The sequence below is a fragment of the Micromonospora zhanjiangensis genome, from assembly GCF_042650605.1.
Lineage (GTDB): Bacteria > Actinomycetota > Actinomycetes > Mycobacteriales > Micromonosporaceae > Micromonospora_J > Micromonospora_J zhanjiangensis.
In genome coordinates this window covers 1-21,111 of record NZ_JBHSBN010000026.1, presented here as the reverse complement: position 1 = coordinate 21,111, position 21,111 = coordinate 1, and the positions used below count along the sequence as shown (strand labels likewise).

Genomic DNA, 21,111 nt, shown 5'->3' with positions numbered 1-21,111 from the left:
CTCAGCGCGACCGCAGCCGGGGCAGCACCGTCGTCGCGACCTCTTCCAGGACCGACTCGTCGCCCGCGTACCAGCTCGACCGGCGCGGCCAGTGGGTGAGCACGTCGGTGAAGCCGAGCGCCGCGGCCCGGTCCACCGCCTCGACGAAGTAGCCGACGCTGGACAGCGAGTACACCGGCGCCGAGTCGAGCAGCAGGTAGCGATCCAGGTCGGCCGGGTCCCGGCCGGCAGCGGCCAGCTCGGCGTCCATCCGGGCGACCAGGTCGGCCGTCCCCCGCCACCACTGGTCGAGATCGTCGCCGCCCGGGCCGGTGGTGACCCAGCCCTGGCCGTACCGGGCGGTCAGCCGCATCGCCCGCGGACCGTTCGCGGCGACCACGAACGGCACCCGGGGCAGCTGGACGCAGCCCGGCGTGCTGCGGGCGTCGACCGCGGCGAAGTGCTCGCCCCGCCAGGTCGTCCGGTCCTGTCGCAGGATCAGGTCGAGCAGCTCGACGAACTCGGCGAACCGCGCGGTCCGGACCTTGGGCGGCAGCGGCGGTGCGCCCAGCACGTCGGCGTCGAAGCCGGTCCCGCCGGAGCCCACGCCGAGCACCAGCCGCCCGGCGGAAACGTCGTCCAGGGCGGTGACCTGCCGCGCCAGGTGCACCGGGTGCCGGAAGTTCGGCGAGGTGACCAGGGTGCCCAGCCGGATCCGGGAGGTCACCGTGGCGGCGGCGGTCAGGGTGGACATCGCGTCGAACCACGGCCCGTCGACCAGGTCGCGCCAGCCCAGGTGGTCGTACGTCCAGGCGTGGTCGAAGCCCCACTGTTCGGCCTGCCGCCAGCGGTGCGCGGAGTCGGCCCAGCGCTGATCGGGCAGGATCACGATGCCGATTCGCATGATCGCCAGCCTAGGTCAGCCGGTCTTCGGGTGTCCGACGGATCACACCCGACGGTCCTTGGCCGGGGTCGGCGGGCGGCGTAGACAGCGTTCATGTCCACGGGATCCAATGCGCCCCACGGCCTTCCCGCCGTCGTCCGGGTCGACCCGGGCACCGACCGCGAACCGGGCTCCCCGGTGTCCGTACTCCTGGTTTCCGGCAGTACCCGGCCCGACTCCACCAACTCGGCCGCGCTGCGCACGGTCGCGGCGCTCGCCCCGGCGGGCGTCCGGACCGTGCTCTACGACGGACTCGCGGACCTGCCGGCGTTCAATCCCGACGACGACCGGGAGGGCGTGCGGTTGCCACCGGCGGTCGCCCGGCTCCGGCGGCAGATCGAGGCGGCCGACGGGGTGCTCTTCTCCACCCCGGAGTACGCCGGCACGCTCCCCGGCAGCTTCAAGAACCTGCTGGACTGGACGGTCGGGGGCGGGCAGCTCGACGGCAAGCCCGTCGCGTCACTGCAGGTGGCCGCCCCGGGGCGCGGTGGTGGTGCGCAGGCGACCCTGGTCACCGTGCTCGACTACGTGAACGCCGCCCGGCACGACGCCCCGCCGCTGCGGGTGTACGTGCCGCGCGACTCGGTCGGACCGGACGGACTGGTCGGCGACCCGGACCTGCGCGCCGCGCTGACCCGGGCGCTGGCGGACTTCCTGGCCCGGCTCGCCTGACGCCCGGCTCGCCTGACGCCCGGCTCGACCGACGCCCGGCTCGCCCGACCAGGGGTAGATGCACGACCGAGATCTATTCGTTACCCTGCCGAGAATGAACGGTTGGCGCCCGTGACGGGCCGGCGCATCCTGGCCGCCATCGCCGGCGCCGCCCTCGCCCTCCCGACCGGGACGGTCCTGCCCGGACCCGCCTCGGCCGAGACGGCTCCGGCGACCACCGCGGTCACCGGATCGGCCCGATCGGCCACGGCGATCGTCGGGACGGCTCCGACGTCCACCGTGGCCGCCGCCGGGCCGGTGGTGCCCTGCCCCACGCCGGCGGTGCCCCGCTCGCCCCGGCCCAGGCCACCCGCCGGCGACGAGGCCGACCGCGAGATCGGCGGGCCGGAACTGGCCACCCCGGGCCTGGTCGTACCGCCCGGCGCGAAGGCTCCCCCGGCCGTCTCGGCCACCTCCTGGGTCGTCGCGGACCTGGACAGCGGTGCCGTGCTCGGCGGTTGCGGTCCACACGAGGCCAGCCCGCCGGCCAGTGTGCAGAAGCTGCTGCTGGCCACCACCGTGCTGACGAAGATCGACCCGAAGCAGGTCGTCACCATCACCCGGCAGGACCTGAACTTCGAGCCCGGCAGCTCCGCGGTCGGCTTGCTGGAGGGTGGCCGCTACCCGGTGGAGACGCTCTGGCTCGGGCTGATGCTCAACTCCGGCAACGACGCGGCCAACGTGCTGGCCCGGCTCGGCGGCGGCACCGACGGTGTCGCCGGCACGCTCCGCGAGATGAACGAGAACGCCCGCCGGCTGGGCGCCCGGCAGACGCACGCGGTGACACCGTCCGGCCTGGACGGCCCGGGCCAGTTCACCAGCGCGTACGACCTCGCGCTGATCGCCCGCTCCTGCTTCGCCGACGCCGCGTTCCGCCGGTACACCTCGGCCCAGCGGGCCCAGATCCCCGCCCAGCCGCCCAAGACCAAGACCGGCTTCCAGATCCAGAACGACAACCAGCTGCTGCTGAACTACAAGGGCGCGATCGGCGGCAAGACCGGCTTCACCGACCAGGCCCGGCACACGTACGTCGGCGCGGCGCAACGCGGTGGCCGACGGTTGGTGGTCACCCTGCTCGGCGCCGAGGCCCGGCCGCTGCGCGGCTGGCAGCAGGGCGCGGCACTGCTCGACTGGGGATTCGCCCAGCCCCGGGAAGCCTCGGTCGGCCGGTTGGTCGATCCGGGCGAACTGGACCGGCCGAAGGCATCCCCGCCCGCCCCGGGGGTCGCGGCCGGGGCCAGCGCGGCGACCCGGCCCGCCGCCCATCAGTCGTGGACCCTCCGGTCCATCATGATCACGGCGGCCGCGGTGCTGGGCGCCCTGGCGCTGATCCTGGCGGCGGTGGGCAGCCGGCGCGGCGCCCACCGGGTCGGCCGTCGCCGGGCCGGGGCGCGGGGCGGCGGCACCCGAAGCAACGTCCGGGCCCGCGCCCGGTAGCGACCCGCTCGCCGCGGGCGTCGGTCGGACCGGACCGGAGGGGCCTAAACGGCCGGGCTTTCCGCCTTATAGATTGCTGAAGAATGGCGGCATGGAAACCGACGAGATGAGCAGGTCGCGGCACGTCGCCGTGTCGATCGACCGACCGGCGGCCGAGGTCTACGCGTACGCGGCCGATCCGGCCAACCTGCCGGCCTGGGCGGCCGGGCTGAGCAGCGGGATCGAGCGGGTGGACGGCGAGTGGGTGACCGAGTCGCCGATGGGCCGGGTGGTCGTCACCTTCGTCGAACCCAACCCGTACGGCGTCCTCGACCACGACGTGACCCTGCCGTCCGGCGAGGTCGTGTACAACCCGATGCGGGTGGTCCGGGACGGGGACGGGTGTGAGGTGGTGTTCACCGTACGGCGGCGCCCGGGCATGAGCGCCGAGGAGTTCGACCGGGACGTGGCGGCGGTGGCCGCCGACCTCGCCGCGCTCCGCCGGATCATGGCGGGCCGGTGACCGGTGGACACGCCCGCCGCCGACCTCGCCGTCGACGCGCACCTGGTGGACCGGTTGGTCCGGGCCCAGCATCCGGACCTGGCCGGCCCGCTCACCCTGGTCGCGAACGGCTGGGACAACGCCGTCTTCCGGCTGGGCGACGAGCTGTGCGTACGGCTCCCGCGTCGCCGGGTGGCGGTCGACCTGCTCCGCAACGAACAGCGCTGGCTGCCGCTGCTCGCCGCCCGGGTCGGCGTGCCGGTCCCGGCGCCGGTACGCCTCGGCGAGCCGAGCGGGGACCACCCGTGGCCGTGGACGATCACGCCGTGGTTCCCGGGGGTCCCGGCCGTGGACCGGTCACCGGCACGGCGTGGCCCGATCGCGGTCGAGCTGGCCGACTTCATGGCCCGGCTGCACGTACCGGCGCCGGCGGACGCGCCGCGCAGTCCCGTACGCGGGGTGCCGCTCGCGGCCCGCGACCCGGAGGTACGACGGCGGCTGGCCGGCGGGGAGTTGCCCCGGTCGGCCGAGTTGGCCGCGCTCTGGGCCGACCTGGTCGGGACGCCGGCGTGGGCCGGCCCACCGACCTGGGTGCACGGTGACCCGCATCCGGCGAACCTCCTGCTCGCCGAGGAGTCGGTCGGGTTGGCCGCCGTGCTCGACTTCGGCGACCTGAACGCCGGCGACCCGGCCTGTGACCTGGCCGCCGCCTGGTTGGTCTTCGACGCGGACGGCCGCGCGGTGTTCCGGCGGCGGTTGGCCGAGGTCGGCGGGGCGGACGCGGACAGCTGGGCGCGGGGCCGCGCCTGGGCGCTCAACATCGGCAGCGCGATCGCCGTGCACTCCGGCGACAACCCCCGGATGGCCGCCGTCGGCGCGCACGCCCTGAAACAGGTCCTGCTGGACGAGTAGTTGGTGACGACCCTTCCGTGATCAGATGGAGGTGCCGAGCGAGGAGTACCAAGTCATGCCCAGCTCTCCGAGCAGTACAGCGTCAGCGTCTCCACAGCTCAGGCGGCGCTTCGCATCCTGCGGGACCGGGGCCTGGTCGAAGGCCATCAGGGCAAGGGCACCTTCGTCGCGGAGCACCCCTCCGAACACTGAGCTGGCAGTACGCCTCCGGGCCCGGCCCGACACGCCTCAGACCGGACCGATGGGATCGCACGCGGTGCCGGCGTTGTGCGATCCTCGACCAGGAGGGAGGCGAGAGGCATGATCGACCGCTTTACCGTGCCGTTGCTGACTCCGCTGGAGGCGGCCGAGCACCTCCAGGTGCCGGAGCGGACGATGCACCGCTGGCTGAGTCAGAATGCCGCCGGACATCCGCTCGTACACAGCATCAGGCCTCAGCGCCGTGGTCACCCCTCGGTCCCGTTCGTGGCCCTGGTGGAGGCGTACGTGTTGCGCTCGTTGCGCAAGCTCGGCCTGTCCACCGACAAGATCCGCGAAGCCGCCACCGACATCCGGCAGCAGTTCGACACCGAATACGGCTTGGCCAGCCGGCGCATCGCGACGGACGGAATCGACGTCTTCATCCACTACCTCGATACCGACGAAGTGGCTCGGGCGGGCGACCGTCAGATGCCGCTACGACAGGTCATCAACGACTATCTCCGATACATTTCCTGGACGGATGACGACGAGTTCCCGAGCAGACTCGTGCTTCGCAAGTACGATCCTGCGGTGGCCGAGGTCGTCATCGACCCGAGGTTCGCCTGGGGCGCCCCGATCGTCGAGTCCACGAAAGTTCCCGTGTCCGCCGTTCTAGGCATGTGGAGATCTGGAGAACCCCTCGATGTCGTCGCCGACGAATACGGCCTGAGCGTTGACCAGGTCGAGGCGCTCGTCCGGGTCGCAGCCTGAATTCTTCGCCGACCGGTGCCTGGGCAAGAGTGCGCCCCGCATGCTGATAAGCCGAGGATGGATAGTTCACGCCATCAGCGACTATTTTCCTGACGACGCTCAAGCCGTCAGCGATCCGGAGTGGATCGAATACGGGCTGAGCCGTGGTTGGGCGTTGTTGACGCAGGACCTCCGGATCGCGACGCAGACGGAGGTCCACACGCTGCTCCGCCGGTACCAGGCGTGCATACACTGCCTGGACAGCTCCGAGCTTCCGGTGCAACTCCGAGCTGAGCGGTTCGACACCAGAAGGCCGGCGATTCACCAGTCTGTCCTGGACCGACGCGTTGGTTTCTTCGTGATCCACGAAAATGGTCCACCACGTCGCAAGCGATGAAGCGACCACGCGGACGGCCGAGCGGTGCCACCCCGCGCTCGTGGGATGACATCGCCCTGGCGGATCAGGACCCGTTGACGTTCAGGTAGTAGTAGTGCGTGTCCGACTCGGAGCCGTCGGCGGCGACCGCGTAGACGTCCAGTTGATGGGAACCGGCCGTGTCCGGGGTCCAGGTCACCGTCGCGGTGCCGTCCGGGCCGGCCGGAACGGTGACCGGGGTGCCGTAGTCGAACGAGTAGACGTACGAGACCACCCCGTCGCTGCGCGGCGCGAAGGTGAACGTTCCGGCGATCCCGACGCCGCCACCGGCCACGTCCCCCTCCGGGTAGGTGCTCGACCGCACCGCCGGGGCAGTGTCCACGTACTGCGACCAGGTGGTCGCCGGGGACACCCAGCCGTTCGCGCTGAGACTCGACACCGAGACCGTGAAGAACGAGTTCGCCCGGGCGGTCAACTCGATCGAGGCGGTGCCGTCGGCGTCCGGGATGACCGTGTTCGTCTCGCCGTCGATGGTGTAGGTGTAGATGTAGCGCACGATCTGCCCGGTGTTCGGGCCGGGCGCGATGTGCAGTCGGAACGGCTTGCCACCCCGCACGTCACCGTCGACGGTGAGGACCGGCGAGGTTTCGGACACGAAGAACTGGTAGCGCGCCTCGGGCGAGAGGTGGCCCGCCCGGTCGCGACTGCGCACGACCATCTCGTTGACCCTTCGCGACGCGGACAGGGACACGGTGGCCGAGCCGCCCAACCGGTCCGCCGGTACGTCCACCGGAGCACCGGCGTTGAGCTGGTACGTGAAGCCCTCGACGTCCTCGACGCCGTTGGCGCTGAAGGTGAAGGTGCCGGGGACCCCGCCCGGGTATTCGTGTCCCCTAGCCAGGATGTGCGCCGTGAGCTGCCCCGTTTCGGCCGCCCGTTACTCCTCGGCGTCCTGCGGGTACCAGCGCAGTTCGATCGAGTTGCCGTCCGGGTCCCGTACGTAGATGGAGGTCGCCTCGCCGCGGGCGCCGTACCGGCCGACCGGTCCCTCGGTCACCGTGAAGACGCCCGAGTCGATCACCTGTTGCCAGTCCAGCGGGGCGACCACCAGGCAGAAGTGGTCCACGTTGGACTCCCCGCGCGGACCGTGCATCAGGTCGATGATGGTGTCCGGGCTGACCCGGACCGACGGGAACCTGAGCTTGCCGGCCCGCCACCGGTCCACCCGGACCAGCTCCAGGCCGAGCGTGCCGCAGTAGAAGTCGAGGGACCGTTCGATGTCCTCGACGTTGAGCACCAGATGGTCGAACGCCGTCACCCGCACGATGGTGGCGTCACTCGCACGTCCCGAGGCTGTCGTTGTCGTCATGACGGGAACGATGCCCTGGTCGGCGGGGTGGACCAAGACGCGACCGGGCTACGATCGTTGAGCCGGAGTCAACGAACGGGCGGACGATGCTGGAGCGGTACGAGTACGAGACCTTCCTGACCCTCGCGGACGAGCTGCACTTCGGGCGTACCGCCGACCGGCTGCGGGTCACCACCGGCCGGGTCAGCCATGTGATCAAGAAGCTGGAACGGCGGATCGGGGCGCCGCTGTTCGCCCGTACCAGTCGGGTCGTCACCCTCACCCCGATCGGCCGGCGGCTCGCGGACGACCTGCGGCCGCTGGTGGTCCAGCTCGACGACGCGGTACGCCGGGCCGTCGACGCGGGCCGGGGCGTGACCGGGAGCCTGCGGGTGGGTTTCCTCGGTGAGTGGACCGGACCGGTGCTGCTGCGCGCGGTCAGCCTGTTCACCGAGCGGCATCCGGACTGCGCGGTCGACGTACGCGAGGTGCAGTTGTCCAATTCGCGGTCCAGCCTGGTCGACGGCTCGATCGACGTACTGATCGCGGCTTTTCCGTTCGACGGCATGGCCAACGGGCCGGCGCTGATGTCGGAGGCGCGGATGCTGGCCGTGCCGGTCGGGCATCCGCTGGCCCGCGCGGAATCGGTGTCCCTGGAGGTGCTGGCCGAGCATCCGGTGGTGCAGTATCCGGCGGTGACCTCGGTCGCGTTCAAGCGCGACCGGACGCCCGAGCGCACGCCGTCCGGTCGGCCGGTCCCGCCAGGGCCGGCCGGCAACACGTTCTCCGAGATGCTGTCCCTGGTGGCGCTGGGCCGAGGCGTGCTTCCGGTCGGCGAACACACCCGGCGGTACTACCCGCGTCCCGACCTGGCCTACGTGCCGATCCACGACGCACCGCCGATCCACCGCGGTCCGGTCTGGCTGGAGAGCAACACCACCACGCGGGTCCGCGAATTCGTCCGCGCCGCCGCCGACGCCAACGGGTAGCCCTTTCCGGACCGACCGACGCGAGCCGGCCGGGGGACGCCCGACCCGGCCCGCCCCGAAACGTGGACGATCGGGGGACGGGCCGGGTCACCAGTATCGGTGTCCCTTCATTCGCCGCCGACCGCACGGTCCGCAGGTGAACAGCGGATTCTCGTGAAGAACCCATGAATATGCCGTCAACACTGATTCGGGCGCGGTTGTCCGTTCGACGGAGCCGAATTACATTTGCTCCGCTCACCCGAGCAGGAATGGGGGAATCCCTTGCAGATCTTCACGAGACGGCGTCGCCTGACCGCGGGCCTGTTCGCCGCGGCCGGCGCCCTGCTGGCCCTCGTCCCCGCCGGGGCGGCGCACGCCATCGCCAACGGCACCCCCGTACCGGAAGGGCAGTACCGGTTCTCGGTCAAGCTCACCATGACCGGCATCCCGACGGCGGACGGCGGACGCCGCAACAGCGCCTGCTCCGGCGCGCTGATCGCCCCACAGTGGATTCTCACCGCCGGTCACTGCTTCCGGGACGCAGACGGCGTCCGGGTCGACCGGCCGGTCGCCGACCTGACCACCGCCACGGTCGGCCGCGCCGACCTGACGGGCAGCAACGGCCACGTCGCCACCGTGATCGCGGTACGGCAGTCGCCGTCCAACGACATCGCCGTCGCGAAGCTGGACACGCCGATCACCGACATCCGACCGATCCGGCTGGCCACCACGGCTCCGGCCGTGAACAGCGTGGTGCGGCTGACCGGATACGGCTCGACCGACGGAACGGTCATCGTGCCGGCCACCCAGCTGCACACCGGGCAGTTCACCGTGACGTCCGTGGCCGCCACCACCCTCACCGTGACCGGCCACGCCCCCCAGCGGGACACCAGCCCGTGCCCGTACGACTCCGGCGCGCCGTACTTCGTGGAGTCGCGGAACCGGCAACCGGTCCTGGTCTCGGTGGAGAGCGACGGACCCGACTGCCCCCACTCGCTGGACGAGACCACCTCCCGGGTGGACGTCGTCCGGCGCTGGATCCAGACCCAGGTCGCCAAGGGCTAGGCAGCTGCTCCCTGCCCGCTGGCAGCTCCGTCCCTTCGGGTGGGACGGAGCTGCCAGTGCTTCCGGCCGGCAGTGTTCCCGCCTGGGCACGCAGTGTTTCCGCCGGGCACGACGGCCGTCCTTGCCACCGCGGGCGGACGATGCGGGCGGCGGTGGCATAGCCTTCGGCCAGGAGGGTCGAGTGGATCGACACCCGGTTTATGCAGCTCGAACTCGACTGACGGTATCGGGCCGCCCTCGCGAACGAGGGGCCCAGCGGCGGCAGAATGCGGGAGACATCCGTCTACAGGGGAGGCCAGGGGATGGACTTCGAGACCGCGTTGGGGTCGCTGTTCGTGCCGGAGGGGCGCGTCGACCCGTATCCGGCCTATGACGTACTCCGGGCGCACGCGCCGGTGTTCCCGGCGCCCGACGGGCGCTGGTTCGTCACCACCCACGCGCTCACCAGCCGGTTGCTGCGCGACCCGGCGCTGCGGGTCGCGGACGTCAGCGACTACGACGCCGCCTGGCCGGACTGGCGACGCAACCGGGGAGTCGCCTCGATCGTGCTGTCGATGCTGCAGACCAACCCGCCGGATCACACCCGGATCCGCCGGGCCGCCGCGGCCACCTTCACCGCCCGCCGGGTCGCCGCGATGCGCGACGTCATCACCGGCCAGGCCGAGGATCTGATCAAGGTGATGCCGGCCAGCGCCGACTTCGTGAGCGCGTTCGCGTATCCGTTGCCGATCGGCGTGATCTGCGCGCTGCTCGGCGTCCCGGACGCCGACCAGCCGTGGTTCCGGCAGCGGGCCGCCGATTTGACCGTCGTGCTGGAACCGATCAGTACGGAGGAGGAGATGCGGCTCGCCGACACGGCCGGTCGGGATCTGGAGGCGTACTTCACGGAGCTGATCGCGGAGCGCCGGCGCGCCCCGCGGGAGGACCTGACCAGCGCGCTCGTCGCGGTGCAGGACGACCCCGACGGCGCCGGACTGACCGGCGAGGAACTGCTCGCCAACCTGGTGCTGCTGCTGGTCGCCGGCTTCGAGACCACCACCAACCTGCTCAGCACCGGCCTCCGGATCCTGCTGGAGCATCCCGAGCAGGCGGACCGGTTGCGCGCCGAACCGGACCTGGCGCCCGCGTTCGTCGAGGAGATCCTTCGGTACGACTCCCCGGCGCAGCTCGCCGGCCGGTTCACCGCCGGTCCGCTGGACCTCGGCGACGGGCTGCGGCTCGACGGCGGCGCGATGCTCACCCTGCTGCTCGGCTCCGCCAACCGGGACCCGGCCCGCTACCCCGACCCGCACCGGTTCGACCCGGACCGGCCGAACGTCCAACCGGTCTCGTTCGGCGGCGGCGCCCACTACTGCCTCGGCGCGCCGCTGGCCCGGCTGGAGGCGCAGGTCGCCTTCCCGCTGCTGCTGACCATGCTGCCCCGGCTCAGCCTGGCCGGGCCACCGACGCTCCGCGACCGCCTGGTGCTGCGCGGCTACGCCACCCTGCCGGTCAGCACGGGCTGAGCTGTCCTGCTCGGCGGCCGGTCGGCTTGTCGGGCCGGTTCGCTCGTTGCAGGGGCGGCCAGTTGGCGGGGCGGTTCACTCGTCGACGGTTTCGGCGAGGACCCAGTCGACGTAGGCGGGGTTCCCGGCGATGACCGGCAACGCGATCACGCACGGCACGTCGTACGGGTGCTCGTCGTTGGCGCGTTGCACGATCCGCGGTACGAGGCTGAGCCGGGTGTGCAGGGCGACCCGGGCCTCCGGGTCGTCCTGGACCTCGCCGTCCCAGCGGTAGACCGACCGGATCGCGGCGATGTTCTGCCCGCAGGCGGCCAGCCGGTCGTCGACGAGCCGGCGGGTGAACTCGACAAGCCACTCGGCGCTGCCGGCGGTGACGACGACCTCGCAGATCTCAGTGCTCATCGGGGACGACCTCCTCGTTCTTGAGCGTGTCGACCATGCTCAGCGCCTCTTCCTCCGTCTTGGCGACAGCACCCCAGCCGGTGACGATCGGCCCGTCGTAGCTGAGGCCGACCCACCGCCCGCTCATCCGCTGTCCGTGCTGGTGCAGCACGAAGTAGAGCGTGCCCTTCGAACGGACGGCTGCTTCGTCGGCCACGTACCAGCCCATCAGGATCTCGTTGTCCCACAGCCGCAGTTCACCCCGCCACAGGTAGCCGCCGTCCTCGAACCTCTGGGTGCCCCGGGTGACGGCGAGAACCTCGACGGCGTCGCCCTTCTGGCGCATCCGGACCTGGTGCGGGTTGAGGATCTCGCGGCCCTTGTTCCAGGTCTGCCAACACGCCCACCAGTCGCCCGAGAGATCGATCCGGTGTACGTCCTCACCGGCAAGTTCGTCGACAGTGACCTCCAAGGCGCGGGCGATCGCACGAGCCACCGAGAGTGTCGGCTGGGTCTCGCCCGCCTCGTACCGCCTGATCTGGCGCTTGTCGACCCCGACCCGCGCGGCCAGGTCGGCCTGCGACAGGCCCAGCGCGTTCCGTCGCTGGCGCAGGACCTCGGACATCTCCACGCTCCCTATCTTCCGGGGACAGATACGTCCGATGCAACGACCCGCTCGCGTCCCCCAAAAGGGGCAGAACCGTCCTTGACACCGCTACAGCCCGACCGGACCAACTGAACCGGATGAGCAATGGGGAACTTGCCGTCGCGATTCATGCCGCCGGCATTCCCGCCAGGCCCAACGCGTTGACGGTCAGTCAGATCAAGGCTCTCGCCCTTGCCGGTATCGCGCGGCTCGGCCTGGCCGAGATCCGGCGGGTCCATGAAGAATCGCGGCGGTCCAACCTTTCCTACTGCGAGAAGACGCGCCGCGACGCCGGGGCCGACGTCGATGCCGAGGTCGCGACCACCCGCCGGATCTGGGGCTCGTTCCGCAAGGAACAGATGGCGACCAACCTCGCGTACCGGCTCAGTCGCACAATCCATGAAAGCCTGCTGACGCAACCGTAGGGCTAGAACCGCGTGGCGCCAAGGCCCCGCCCAGGAAGCCAGTTCTGGGTGGGGCCACGCCCACTGGCTACAACCGTTTCGCCAGCTGCTGGGCCATCACCTCGTAGCCGCTCGCCCGGTACAGCGAGATCGCGGGCGCGTTGTCACCGAACACGTTGAGCCCGAGCCGACTCGCGCCCTCCTCCCGCGCCACCGCCTCGACGGCTGCGAGGATTGCCCGCCCGTAGCCGGATCGCCGATGGGCCCGCGCCACCTCGATGTCGTGCAGCCAGGCGGTGTCGGCCGGCCCGGTCGGTGGCTCCGCCAAGCCGACCCACGCGTGCCCCACGACCTCACCGCTGGCGTTCTCAGCCACCAGGAGGTGCTGGTGTTCCGTCGCCAACCCCTGGGGCAGGAACCGGGCTCGATCCTGTCGCGCCTTCTCCTCGGCGGCCTCGGTCGACATCATCTCGGTGAGGGACTGGACGTACTCCTGGTCCCGTCGCCTCGCGTAGTCCTCGTACTCGTCCGGGCGCATCGCGCGCAGCGTGATCGCGGGTGAGTTCACCCGGACATGCTGACAGGCATCCTTCTGGGCGAGCCAGTTGGTCTCCGCCCGATCCCCTGAGGTCAGTTCGCCGACTCCGTCCGTGGTTTGTTGTCCAGGCAGCATTGGACGAAATCCCGGATCACCGGATCGGTGTCGGCGGTGGACGACCAGGCCACCCCGACCTGGCTGGGGCTGACGCCACTGACGGGCCGGTAGGTGACGTCGGGACGCGCGTATTGACTTCCTCCACCGCCATGAATGGCGGGGATTCCCTCCACGCTGCGCGTGGAACGCGCAGCGTCCGGGCGGGTTCCTGCTTCACCGCGCGGTGCCGGGACGAGTCTCGGTCCTACCCCGTCATCCCGCCTGCCGCGCAGACAGTGGGGTGAATCGTTCGGTGCCGGTGACGCGGAGTAGGTCGAGCGCCGAGCTTTCGGGTGTGTCGGGTGCGGCCGAGTAGACAATGAGAGTTTGATCGGCTTCCGGTACCAGGAGGATGTCGCAGTCGAGGATGAGCGGCCCGAGTTCGGGGTGCTGGATGGTTGTTGTGGTGGCGCGTAACTGTTCCGAACGCCCGGCTCGCCACAGGTCGTCGAACCGGTTGCTGCCGGAGCGCAGATCGGCGATGAGGCGGTTGAGGTCGGGGTCGTCGGGGTAGCGGGCCTGGGCGGTTCGCAGGCACCCGACGCAGTGGGCGGCCGTTGCCGCCTCCTCCTCTGGTGTCAGCGTTATTCGGTCCGGGTCGGTGCTCAGAAAGCGCTGCCGAATGAGATTGCGTTGCGCGGGTGGCCATTCGGAGAAGTCGCCGAAGAGCGCGGCAGCAAGGGGATTCCAGGCGAGGATATCGGACTTGGCCGACAACACCAGGGCGGGCAGGTCCGACATCCGATCCAGGAGCCGCAGCACGCTCGGACGTATCAGCATCGGGACGCGTCCGGCCTGCGGCGGCTCGGATCCGGCCAGCCGGAATACGAGGTCGCGGTCGCTGTCGCTGAGTCGCAATGCCCTGGTCAGCGCGCCGAGTACCTGGCTGGAGGGTTTGGGGCCGCGTCCCTGCTCGAGCCGGACCACGTAGTCGACGCTGAGGCCCGCAAGCTGGGCGACCTCTTCGCGGCGCAGCCCCGGTACCTGTCTGCGTTGCCCGGTCGAGAGGCCGACGTCGACCGGTCTCACCCGTGCGCGTGCGGTGCGCAGCACCGCCGCCAGTTCGGCTTTGTCCACGCATCCATCCTGCCGCAGCATTGAAGCCTGGGGGTGGTACCGCAGGTCCCATGCCTGGGCAGCCCTGGCGGGCGGCAGACCCGGCGGGGACGCTATCGGCATGGCATCAACGACGACTGCTCTGGTTACCGGGGCGAACAAAGGGCTGGGACGCGAGACCGTACGTAGGCTCGCGGGGCTGGGCTGGCAGGTGTTCCTCGCCGCGCGGGACACGACGCGCGGCATGGCGGCGGCGGCCGAGCTGGTCGGCGACGGGTTAAGCGTGGAGTTCGTACCGCTCGATGTGACCTCGGATGAATCCGTCACCGCGGCTGCCGGAACGGTGAAGGCGCGTGCGGGGCGGCTGGACGTATTGGTGAACAACGCCGGCATCGGTGGCACGAACAGCGCTCCGGCCGATACCTTGGTGTTCGATCTGCGGGAGGTGTTCGAGGTGAACGTGTTCGGCCCGGTCCGGGTGACACACGCGTTCCTGCCACTGCTACGCGCCTCCGAGCACCCCCGGATCGTGATGGTGTCCAGCGGAATGGGATCGGTCGCCACAATCACCGACCCGAGCCTGAGCGGATTAGTGCCCCCCACTCTCGCTTATCCGGCGTCGAAATCGGCACTTAACATGATCACCACTCAATACGCCAGCGCATTGAGTGATATCAAGATCAATGCGGTCGATCCCGGCTACACCGCCACCGACATGACTAACAATTCGGGTTTCCAAACGGTGACCGAGGGGACCGATGCAATCGTACGACTGGCCGATATCGGCTCCGACGGACCGACCGGTGGGTTCTTCGACCGCACCGGCCCCGTTTCGTGGTGATCGTGGCCGTCCGCTTTTGGTGCCGCGGGCCGCTGACGTCCGGATTAATGGGCGCGGGATCGGCACCGTGTGTCCCCGCCGCTGATCCTGTGTCTGATTGTATGGGTGTGGGATCGAGACAAGAATGGTGAGCACTGTGGGAGACCGTGATTCGAGCCAGGGGAACGATATCCTGTCGATCGGGTTGCATCCGAGCACCGTGGACTACAGCCGGTACCCCGGTCTGGACGAGGCGACTCTGGCCGCACGAATCGAGGCGGGCGAGGCTGCGCTGCGTGTGGCCGGATTCGATTTCGTGTCGTGCCAGGTGCCTGCTGTGCCGGACGAGGCCGAGGCGAAGATGCGCGAGTGTGCCGCCACAGGGTCGTTTCGAGTCGCGATGATCGGGGCAGGTGTGCGGATGACGGCCGAGCACACCCTGCTGTTCGAACGGCTCGTAAATGTGCTCAATGAGATGCAGCCCGGTATCAAGTTTTGCTTCAACACGTCACCGGAAACCACAATCGACGCGCTGCGACGATGGGTGCAACCGACGCAGCGCGACAAGGGCTGACAATCGGAACCTTTGACCAGAGCCCGCAGGTCTACTGCGACGAGGCCGTGGTGGGGCTGCGGCGCGTGTACCCGGGTAGGCCCCGGCCTGCCAGCAATAGCCGACGGGAGGGGGTCGCAGAGGCTCCGGGGCCAAGGGCGGCCCGCAGGGCCGTCGCGAAGCGATGCGAAGCACCCTTGCTCGCCGAGACGCTTGCAGACGAGACAGTTTGCCCTCACTGCAACGCCTCACTGTCTGCCGTCGGCCCGCCCGTCTGGGGAGCGGGCCGCCGACCGGCCCGCCACGCCAAGACGGCCTTGACGCAGGTTCGGACGCTGGCGGGGCGGGTGGTGGTCTGCTCGGCTTGCCCGGGTCGATGGCAGGCGGGATGGCTCCTTCCGCAACCACCCACGGACCGTGACCCGCCGGCGGAGCCCCGGCCATCCTGGAGCCGGAGCGCCCCCGCCGGAGGCGCTCTAACCGCAGCCCCGCGACTGCCGCCAGCTCGCCGACGCGGCCGGCGCGCGCCCAGGCGGCGGCGCGTGCGGCCCGTTGCGGGCCGCCTTGAAGACGTACAGAAAGTTCTCACGGCTTCGCCGGCAGCCGCGAACGGGCAAAACCCGTCCTGGCCGAGGGGGCCGGTCGGGAGATCACGGCGGTCTCCGGCGGCGAGCCGGTGCGACGCATGGTGGAGACGACCGATCCGGTCAATTGACAGACATTGATTAATGCGGTCAACTGGCGGCGCCCGTATCCCCCGGCTCACCCAGGAGGACCCTCTTGCGTACGCTCCTGACCCTCGCTGCGGCCGCCGTCTGCGCCGCCGGTGCACTGGCCGTCCCCGCAACGGCGGCGCAGGCCGATCCGGCCGGCACCGCCCCGGCCGGCGCGACCGTCCCGGCCGACGCCTGCGCCGGTACCGTCCAGATCCAGTCGCTCACCTTCAACCCGCCGCGGGGGGTTCCGGGCCAGACCATCACCGCCACGGCCGTCGGGCAGAACTGCACCGCCCAACAGCAACAGGTCTCCACGGTGATCTACGCCCGGTTCGTCGGCTCCACCCCCGGCATCCCCACCGGCTGCCCGGCCCTCGACCCGCTGCCTGGCCGGGCGGTCACCGTCGATCCGGGCGCGACCTTCAGCTGGAGCACCGGTTACCTGGTGTTCTCCGGCTGTACGGCCACCGGCCTGGAGGTCACGGCCCGGGTAGAGGACGACGCCACCGGCGCCCTGCTCACCCGGACCGCCACGGTGCCGATCGGCCCGCCGCCGGCGGCGCCCTGCACCGTGAGCTACCGCACCGGGAGCGAGTGGCCGGGAGGCTTCACCGCCCAGATCACCATCAAGAACACCAGCACCGTGCCGATCAACGGTTGGACGCTCAGCTTCACCTTCCCCGGTGACCAGCACATCGTCCAGTCCTGGTCCGCCACCGCCCAGCAGAGCGGTGCCACCGTCACGGCCCGGAACCCCAGCTACAACCCCCTGGTGGCGCCGGGCGCCTCGGTGGTCTTCGGCGTCCTGGGCACCTGGCAGGCCAGCGACGCGGTGCCGATCGCGTTCACGCTCAACAACGTCAGCTGCGCCGCCGGGTAGCCCGCGCACCGGACCGCGGGGCGTCTGGGCGGCCAGGCGCCCCGGGGGCCACTCCCGGCAGGCCCGCCGTCGCAGAACCTCCGGCGGGGTCACCGGCCCGGATCGGCGTGGCGCGAAGGCGTTGACCTCCCCATGCATTGTTGGCATAGCCGCCGAAGTCGCGAGCGGGCGTGCGGACCGTCGCGCTACCGAAGGCCGCCCTTCCCATGCTGAAACAGCACATCAGCGGCTACCTGGGCGAGGCACCCGAGGCGTTCGTGTTCACCGGCGAGAGCGGACGGAACCTCTGGCACGGCAACTTCAACAAGCTGGTCAAGTGGCCCGAAGCGGTCGCTGCCGTAGGCGTCGCCGGGCTCCACTTCCACAACCTGCGGCATACCGGCAACACGCTCGCGTCGCGGACGCCGGGCGCCAGCCTGCGCGACATCATGGCCCGGATGGGGCACGACAACCCCCGCGCGGCGCTGATCTACCAGCACGCCAATCAGAGGGAGCCATGAGAGTGCATCCGATCATGGCTGCGGGAGGGCTGGGAGGTCAGCGGCGCTGACGATCGCGCGGGAGGCCGCGGCGTGCGTTACCGCGCTGCGTGAGTTTGGAGCGCCGGTCAGTCTCAGGTATGGATCGACGCGATGCGGCAACGGCCGCTGCGGGTGATGCTTCTCCGCGCCGGACTGCCCACACTGTCGCGCAGAGCGTCGATCTCACAGTGATCAGCGAGCCGCGCGGGCTCGACCGCCCCGTGGGCGGCTACCTCTGCCGGCTGCCAGGCGAATCCGCATCCGGCGTGCTGGTTGACGTGGAGCAGATCTAGTCCGCACCGCCCGGGAGGTCCATGGATGCGAGGCGTTCCGGATCGGTCACTGACAGGATCTCGACGATCCGTCCATCGACTACGGTGCACGCCATGACGCCCACCGGCTTGCCGTTCGCGTCCCATGCCATGATTCCGGGTGCACCGTTGACGAGGACGGGGCGCGCGGTTGCCTTCACGTGGACCGCGTGCTGGATCCTAGCGGCCACCTCGGTTGCCCCCAGCCTGACGACCATGCCGCGCTCGGTGTGGGTGCGCCAGGTCACGTCCGGGTCGAGCACCCGCAGGAGCCCTTCGAAGTCTCCGCTTCGCGCTGCGGAGAGGAACGCATGGACCACTGCACGCTGCTGCTGCCGTTCATCGGTTGGGCGAGGCGTGTCCTGCACCTTACGGCGGGCCCGGCTGGCGAGCATTTTGGCAGCGTCGGTGGACCTGCCGATGATCTGACCGATCTCCTCGAATGGCACTGCGAACATGTCGTGCAGCACGAACGCCAGCCGCTCGGCGGGGCGGAGGGTATCGAGCACCACCAGCATTGCCAGCCCGACGGATTCGGCGAGCAGCGCGTCGTCCTCGGGTGTTGCGCCGCCGTCCTGGGTCACGATCAACTCGGGCAGCCGGTCGTCGTAGGACGCCTCCGGCCGGGCCGTGCGCGAGCGCAGCACGTCAATGCACACGCGGCCCACCACGGTGGTCAGCCAGCCGGCGAGGCTGTCGATCGTGGCCGCGTCCTGACGCGCCAGTCGCAGCCAGGCCTCTTGCACCGCGTCCTCGGCGTCGGCCCGCGATCCGAGCATCCGGTAGGCCACCGCCACAAGGCGCCCACGCTGCTCCTCGAACGCCTCTGCGACAGCTTCCTCCGGACCGGATCCGGTCATGCTGTTACCTCCCACGAGCGAGTTCCGTCATGGGTGATGACGGGCCCGGAAGGGCCAACGTAACCGTCAAGGAGAACCTCATGAACACCGCGCTGTGGATCGTTGCCGGCCTCCTGGCCGTACTCTTCCTGCTTGCCGGGGGCGGCAAGCTGTTCGTAAGCAAGAAAAAGATGGCCGAGGCTCGTGGCGCCCAGGGATGGGTCAACAACGTCAACCCTGGCTTCGTCAGGACCCTCGGAGCACTCGAGGTCCTGGGCGCGATCGGCCTGATCCTGCCCGCTCTACTCGACATCGCGCCGATCCTGGTGCCACTGGCTGCCACAGGTCTGGCGACAATCATGGTAGGTGCTGTGATCCTGCGCATCCGACGCCACGAACCCAAGGCAATGCTGTTGGACCTGTTCTATCTCGCCCCGATCGTCTTCGTGGCGATCGGCCGCTTCGGCCCTGAGGCCTTCGGATGATCTCCCCATAACCGCCCACACGTGCGGGGACTTCCCAGGGCCGATCTGGCGCGGAACGCGGACACGGGACGGGCCGTACCTTATGCCAGTCGCTTGAGTCCCAAGCCAGACATCCCAATTCGGCATGACAGGGCACCCGCCGCCCGTGAGGCGATCCACCCTCACCACAATGAGGGCAGTACGAAGGGCTGGTCCGGTCCCGCCTGGCCGGTGTCCGGTCCCTGGTGCGGGCGGTTCCGGCGTGACTGACCAAGGGTGGCCTGCGATGGACGGCGCGAGGGCCGGTCCGCCGGTGCCGCAGCGCGCTACCTCGGCGTCGCACCTGATTCCCAGGTGGCTATTCCGGCACCGGTGTTCATCGCAGGGTGAGCGGGGTCTCGGATTCGACGCGGGTCAGCTTTGCCGGGTTGCGGACGTAGTAGATGCCGGTGATGCGGGCGTGCTCGACACGGATCGCCAGGATGCCGTCGATCTCGCCGTCTAGGCGTACGAGGAGTGCCGGGTTGCCGTTGACCACGGTCGGTTCACCGGTGAGGGTGCCGTCGACCTTGCCTAGGCCACTGAAGAACATGCGGACCACCTTCTCCGCCCCGGTGATCGGCCGCAGCGTGGCCTGCTTGACGCCGCCGCCGTCGCCCACCAGGACGACGTCAGGGGCGAGCACGTCGAGGAGACCCTGCAAGTCCCTGGTTTCGACCGCGCGCTGGAACGCTCCCAGAGCCGCCCGGGTCTCGCTCGGGGAGACCACCTGGCGGGGGCGGCGGGCATCGACGTGCTGGCGGGCGCGGTGCGCGATCTGGTGGACGGCGGCGGGGCTCTTGCCGACGGCGGCCGCGATCTCGTCGTAGCTGACGTCGAAGGCCTCGCGCAGCACGAAGACGGCGCGTTCGGTCGGCGACAGTGTCTCCAGGACGACCATGAGCCCCATCGACACACTCTCGGCGAGTCCGACGTCCTCGGCCACGTCCGGCGCGGTGAGCAGCGGATCGGGCAGCCAGGGGCCGACATAGGCCTCCTTGCGGCGTTTCATTGTGCGCAGCCGGTTGAGCGACTGCCGGGTGGTGATCCGGACCAGATAGGCGCGCTGGTCGCGCACGTGCTCCGGGTCGACCTTGATCCACCGCAGCCAGGTTTCCTGGAGGACGTCTTCGGCGTCGGCCGCCGATCCGAGCATCTCGTATGCGACGGTGAAGAGCAGGTTGCGGTAGGCGACGAAGGTGTCGGTCGCCGGGTCAGTGGCGTGGCTAATATCTCGACCCTTCTTCTTCGCGGCCGGCCCTGGTTGCCGAAGGCCTTCGATCGTGCATCACCAGCACGGTCCTGATCCTGGCTGAGCTGGCTGTGCTGCTGATGACGTTCTGGTTCTGGCAGGACCGGCGACGCCGCGCTCGTACCCTGATCCAAGTCTGTCTGCCGGGTGCGTTTGGCCGGCGAGCAGCCGGTCAATCCGGCCGAAGCCACCGCCGGGGCGGCCCGTGCTTCGGATCACCCGCGCCAACACGACACCACCCCGCCAGCGGCACATCTTCGTCAGCCGGTGAAAGGCTCAAGGCCGAAGCGGCCCCACGCGATGAAGGCTGCAAGCGCAACATAGCCCACGTTCACCATTACCAACTTGAACTGACCAAGGCGGCCATGGATGATCGCCGCACCGACCATGAGCAAGACCCAGCAGACGGCAGTCACCGGCACCATGAACGGTGCGATGTCGAGCACGGCGGGCAGGATCAGGCCAACCGCGGCGAGGAGCTCGAGGACCCCGATAGTCTTGATGAAGCCAACGCTGGCGTGTCCGGTCCATTCCCCGCCCTTAATCGCAGCCAGTTTCTCCTTGGGTATGAAAATCTTGGTGATGCCGCCGCTTAGCCTCGATCGTTCATGGCTGGTGTCGGGTGTTTCGACCCGGGGTGATTGATCGGTGGTCTCCGATTGATCTGGTTCGGGGGTGTAGTGAGGGGCCGTCTGTCGCGGCGGTGGGCGTGGTCTCCTGGGGGTCCTCCGGTCGGTGGGATGGCGGCTGTGTTGGTCAGCCGGGTGCGGGGATGGCCGCGATCCGGGCGAACGCGGCGGTGATCTGTTCGGCCCAGGGCCAGGTCGGTGGGATGCGTAGTCGGCGGCGGCGTTGGCCGTGGACCAGGCGCGCGGCGGTG

The 21,111-nt window shown here is 70.1% G+C and carries 24 protein-coding genes and 3 pseudogenes; 17 read left to right on the top strand and 10 right to left on the bottom strand.

The features are described 5' to 3' along the window. Position 1: 1 nt before the first annotated feature. Positions 2–883, bottom strand: coding sequence for an LLM class flavin-dependent oxidoreductase (locus ACFOX0_RS27055; RefSeq protein WP_377551107.1), 882 nt, complete (start codon positions 881–883; stop codon positions 2–4). Between the two features lie 93 nt (positions 884–976). On the opposite strand from ACFOX0_RS27055, the gene ACFOX0_RS27050 reads away from it, so the two are divergent. From ACFOX0_RS27050 to ACFOX0_RS27020, 7 genes and pseudogenes are all read left to right on the top strand, one after another. Further along, on the top strand, positions 977–1,594 hold the full coding sequence (locus ACFOX0_RS27050; RefSeq protein ID WP_377551104.1) for an NADPH-dependent FMN reductase: 618 nt from the start codon (positions 977–979) through the stop codon (positions 1,592–1,594). A 177-nt stretch (positions 1,595–1,771) separates the two neighbouring features. Further along, positions 1,772–3,070, top strand: a complete 1,299-nt coding sequence (locus ACFOX0_RS27045; protein ID WP_377551266.1) for a D-alanyl-D-alanine carboxypeptidase family protein — start codon at positions 1,772–1,774, stop codon at positions 3,068–3,070. A gap of 91 nt (positions 3,071–3,161) precedes the next feature. Further along, positions 3,162–3,572 (top strand): SRPBCC family protein, encoded by a 411-nt coding sequence (locus ACFOX0_RS27040; RefSeq protein WP_377551101.1) that lies wholly within the window; start codon positions 3,162–3,164, stop codon positions 3,570–3,572. 3 nt (positions 3,573–3,575) lie between these two features. Further along, the gene (locus ACFOX0_RS27035) at positions 3,576–4,463 is read left to right on the top strand and encodes an aminoglycoside phosphotransferase family protein (RefSeq protein ID WP_377551099.1); all 888 of its coding nucleotides are present in this window, start codon (positions 3,576–3,578) and stop codon (positions 4,461–4,463) included. 57 nt (positions 4,464–4,520) lie between these two features. Further along, positions 4,521–4,655, top strand: a pseudogene (locus ACFOX0_RS27030) (GntR family transcriptional regulator); the annotation flags it as partial. Positions 4,656–4,763: 108 nt separating this feature from the next. Continuing rightward, entirely contained in the window at positions 4,764–5,414 is a 651-nt protein-coding gene (locus ACFOX0_RS27025; protein WP_377551096.1) for a DUF433 domain-containing protein, read from the top strand. Positions 5,415–5,454: 40 nt separating this feature from the next. Beyond that, a complete protein-coding gene (locus tag ACFOX0_RS27020; protein WP_377551093.1) occupies positions 5,455–5,790 on the top strand; it encodes a PIN-like domain-containing protein in 336 nt (111 codons plus the stop codon). Positions 5,791–5,854: 64 nt separating this feature from the next. Here ACFOX0_RS27020 and ACFOX0_RS27015 read toward each other — a convergent pair whose 3' ends face one another. Both ACFOX0_RS27015 and ACFOX0_RS27010 read right to left on the bottom strand, forming a co-directional pair. After that, positions 5,855–6,487 carry a hypothetical protein gene (locus ACFOX0_RS27015; RefSeq protein ID WP_377551091.1) on the bottom strand — a complete coding sequence of 211 codons (633 nt, stop codon included), beginning with the start codon at positions 6,485–6,487 and terminating at the stop codon, positions 5,855–5,857. Between the two features lie 219 nt (positions 6,488–6,706). Further along, positions 6,707–7,138, bottom strand: coding sequence for a VOC family protein (locus ACFOX0_RS27010; protein ID WP_377551088.1), 432 nt, complete (start codon positions 7,136–7,138; stop codon positions 6,707–6,709). Positions 7,139–7,224: 86 nt separating this feature from the next. Between ACFOX0_RS27010 and ACFOX0_RS27005 the strand changes: the two genes are divergently transcribed. From ACFOX0_RS27005 to ACFOX0_RS26995, 3 genes are all read left to right on the top strand, one after another. Continuing rightward, positions 7,225–8,106, top strand: coding sequence for a LysR family transcriptional regulator (locus ACFOX0_RS27005; RefSeq protein ID WP_377551086.1), 882 nt, complete (start codon positions 7,225–7,227; stop codon positions 8,104–8,106). 261 nt (positions 8,107–8,367) lie between these two features. Further along, complete coding sequence (locus ACFOX0_RS27000; protein WP_377551084.1) at positions 8,368–9,150, top strand: S1 family peptidase; 783 nt, start codon at positions 8,368–8,370, stop codon at positions 9,148–9,150. Between the two features lie 302 nt (positions 9,151–9,452). Beyond that, positions 9,453–10,655: a cytochrome P450 gene (locus ACFOX0_RS26995; protein WP_377551081.1), complete on the top strand. Its 1,203-nt coding sequence runs from the start codon at positions 9,453–9,455 to the stop codon at positions 10,653–10,655. A 75-nt stretch (positions 10,656–10,730) separates the two neighbouring features. Here the strand turns inward: ACFOX0_RS26995 and cutA are convergent, their stop codons facing one another. After that, positions 10,731–11,057 (bottom strand): divalent-cation tolerance protein CutA, encoded by a 327-nt coding sequence (gene cutA / locus ACFOX0_RS26990; protein WP_377551079.1) that lies wholly within the window; start codon positions 11,055–11,057, stop codon positions 10,731–10,733. Then, complete coding sequence (locus ACFOX0_RS26985; RefSeq protein ID WP_377551076.1) at positions 11,047–11,661, bottom strand: helix-turn-helix transcriptional regulator; 615 nt, start codon at positions 11,659–11,661, stop codon at positions 11,047–11,049. The genes cutA and ACFOX0_RS26985 overlap by 11 nt, the downstream gene beginning before the upstream one ends. Positions 11,662–11,780: 119 nt before the next feature. On the opposite strand from ACFOX0_RS26985, the gene ACFOX0_RS26980 reads away from it, so the two are divergent. Next, the gene (locus tag ACFOX0_RS26980; RefSeq protein WP_377551074.1) at positions 11,781–12,107 is read left to right on the top strand and encodes a hypothetical protein; all 327 of its coding nucleotides are present in this window, start codon (positions 11,781–11,783) and stop codon (positions 12,105–12,107) included. A gap of 67 nt (positions 12,108–12,174) precedes the next feature. Here ACFOX0_RS26980 and ACFOX0_RS26975 read toward each other — a convergent pair whose 3' ends face one another. Together ACFOX0_RS26975 and ACFOX0_RS26970 are read right to left on the bottom strand one after the other, a co-directional pair. Next, positions 12,175–12,654: a GNAT family N-acetyltransferase gene (locus ACFOX0_RS26975; protein ID WP_377551071.1), complete on the bottom strand. Its 480-nt coding sequence runs from the start codon at positions 12,652–12,654 to the stop codon at positions 12,175–12,177. A gap of 339 nt (positions 12,655–12,993) precedes the next feature. Continuing rightward, positions 12,994–13,857 (bottom strand): helix-turn-helix transcriptional regulator, encoded by an 864-nt coding sequence (locus ACFOX0_RS26970; RefSeq protein ID WP_377551069.1) that lies wholly within the window; start codon positions 13,855–13,857, stop codon positions 12,994–12,996. A 100-nt stretch (positions 13,858–13,957) separates the two neighbouring features. On the opposite strand from ACFOX0_RS26970, the gene ACFOX0_RS26965 reads away from it, so the two are divergent. The 4 genes and pseudogenes from ACFOX0_RS26965 to ACFOX0_RS26950 all read left to right on the top strand — a co-directional run. Further along, the gene (locus ACFOX0_RS26965) at positions 13,958–14,677 is read left to right on the top strand and encodes an SDR family oxidoreductase (protein ID WP_377551066.1); all 720 of its coding nucleotides are present in this window, start codon (positions 13,958–13,960) and stop codon (positions 14,675–14,677) included. 124 nt (positions 14,678–14,801) lie between these two features. Then, entirely contained in the window at positions 14,802–15,230 is a 429-nt protein-coding gene (locus ACFOX0_RS26960; protein WP_377551064.1) for a hypothetical protein, read from the top strand. A gap of 759 nt (positions 15,231–15,989) precedes the next feature. Next, complete coding sequence (locus tag ACFOX0_RS26955; protein ID WP_377551061.1) at positions 15,990–16,805, top strand: cellulose binding domain-containing protein; 816 nt, start codon at positions 15,990–15,992, stop codon at positions 16,803–16,805. A 149-nt stretch (positions 16,806–16,954) separates the two neighbouring features. Next, positions 16,955–17,293, top strand: a pseudogene (locus ACFOX0_RS26950) (tyrosine-type recombinase/integrase); the annotation flags it as partial. Positions 17,294–17,615: 322 nt separating this feature from the next. Here ACFOX0_RS26950 and ACFOX0_RS26945 read toward each other — a convergent pair. Then, positions 17,616–18,497, bottom strand: a complete 882-nt coding sequence (locus ACFOX0_RS26945) for a sigma-70 family RNA polymerase sigma factor (RefSeq protein ID WP_377551056.1) — start codon at positions 18,495–18,497, stop codon at positions 17,616–17,618. Positions 18,498–18,577: 80 nt separating this feature from the next. Here ACFOX0_RS26945 and ACFOX0_RS26940 point away from each other — a divergent pair, with 80 nt between their 5' ends. After that, complete coding sequence (locus tag ACFOX0_RS26940) at positions 18,578–18,961, top strand: DoxX family protein (RefSeq protein WP_377551054.1); 384 nt, start codon at positions 18,578–18,580, stop codon at positions 18,959–18,961. A gap of 355 nt (positions 18,962–19,316) precedes the next feature. Here ACFOX0_RS26940 and ACFOX0_RS26935 read toward each other — a convergent pair whose 3' ends face one another. Further along, the gene (locus tag ACFOX0_RS26935) at positions 19,317–20,210 is read right to left on the bottom strand and encodes an RNA polymerase sigma-70 factor (protein ID WP_377551263.1); all 894 of its coding nucleotides are present in this window, start codon (positions 20,208–20,210) and stop codon (positions 19,317–19,319) included. Between the two features lie 68 nt (positions 20,211–20,278). On the opposite strand from ACFOX0_RS26935, the pseudogene ACFOX0_RS34380 reads away from it, so the two are divergent. Next, positions 20,279–20,362, top strand: a pseudogene (locus ACFOX0_RS34380) (DUF6458 family protein); the annotation flags it as partial. Between the two features lie 129 nt (positions 20,363–20,491). Here the strand turns inward: ACFOX0_RS34380 and ACFOX0_RS26930 are convergent. Continuing rightward, complete coding sequence (locus tag ACFOX0_RS26930) at positions 20,492–20,815, bottom strand: DoxX family protein (RefSeq protein ID WP_377551261.1); 324 nt, start codon at positions 20,813–20,815, stop codon at positions 20,492–20,494. Positions 20,816–21,111: the final 296 nt, after the last annotated feature.

Coding starts and splice junctions, on each gene's coding strand:
- cutA (WP_377551079.1), bottom strand. CDS start 11,057: ATGAGCACTGAGATCTGCGAGGTCGTCGTCACCGCCGGCAGCGCCGAG.
- ACFOX0_RS27040 (WP_377551101.1), top strand. CDS start 3,162: ATGGAAACCGACGAGATGAGCAGGTCGCGGCACGTCGCCGTGTCGATC.
- ACFOX0_RS26960 (WP_377551064.1), top strand. CDS start 14,802: ATGGTGAGCACTGTGGGAGACCGTGATTCGAGCCAGGGGAACGATATC.
- ACFOX0_RS27025 (WP_377551096.1), top strand. CDS start 4,764: ATGATCGACCGCTTTACCGTGCCGTTGCTGACTCCGCTGGAGGCGGCC.
- ACFOX0_RS26965 (WP_377551066.1), top strand. CDS start 13,958: ATGGCATCAACGACGACTGCTCTGGTTACCGGGGCGAACAAAGGGCTG.
- ACFOX0_RS26945 (WP_377551056.1), bottom strand. CDS start 18,497: ATGACCGGATCCGGTCCGGAGGAAGCTGTCGCAGAGGCGTTCGAGGAG.
- ACFOX0_RS27055 (WP_377551107.1), bottom strand. CDS start 883: ATGCGAATCGGCATCGTGATCCTGCCCGATCAGCGCTGGGCCGACTCC.
- ACFOX0_RS26940 (WP_377551054.1), top strand. CDS start 18,578: ATGAACACCGCGCTGTGGATCGTTGCCGGCCTCCTGGCCGTACTCTTC.
- ACFOX0_RS26980 (WP_377551074.1), top strand. CDS start 11,781: ATGAGCAATGGGGAACTTGCCGTCGCGATTCATGCCGCCGGCATTCCC.
- ACFOX0_RS27020 (WP_377551093.1), top strand. CDS start 5,455: ATGCTGATAAGCCGAGGATGGATAGTTCACGCCATCAGCGACTATTTT.
- ACFOX0_RS27005 (WP_377551086.1), top strand. CDS start 7,225: ATGCTGGAGCGGTACGAGTACGAGACCTTCCTGACCCTCGCGGACGAG.
- ACFOX0_RS27015 (WP_377551091.1), bottom strand. CDS start 6,487: ATGGTCGTGCGCAGTCGCGACCGGGCGGGCCACCTCTCGCCCGAGGCG.
- ACFOX0_RS27010 (WP_377551088.1), bottom strand. CDS start 7,138: ATGACGACAACGACAGCCTCGGGACGTGCGAGTGACGCCACCATCGTG.
- ACFOX0_RS26995 (WP_377551081.1), top strand. CDS start 9,453: ATGGACTTCGAGACCGCGTTGGGGTCGCTGTTCGTGCCGGAGGGGCGC.
- ACFOX0_RS26985 (WP_377551076.1), bottom strand. CDS start 11,661: ATGTCCGAGGTCCTGCGCCAGCGACGGAACGCGCTGGGCCTGTCGCAG.
- ACFOX0_RS27050 (WP_377551104.1), top strand. CDS start 977: ATGTCCACGGGATCCAATGCGCCCCACGGCCTTCCCGCCGTCGTCCGG.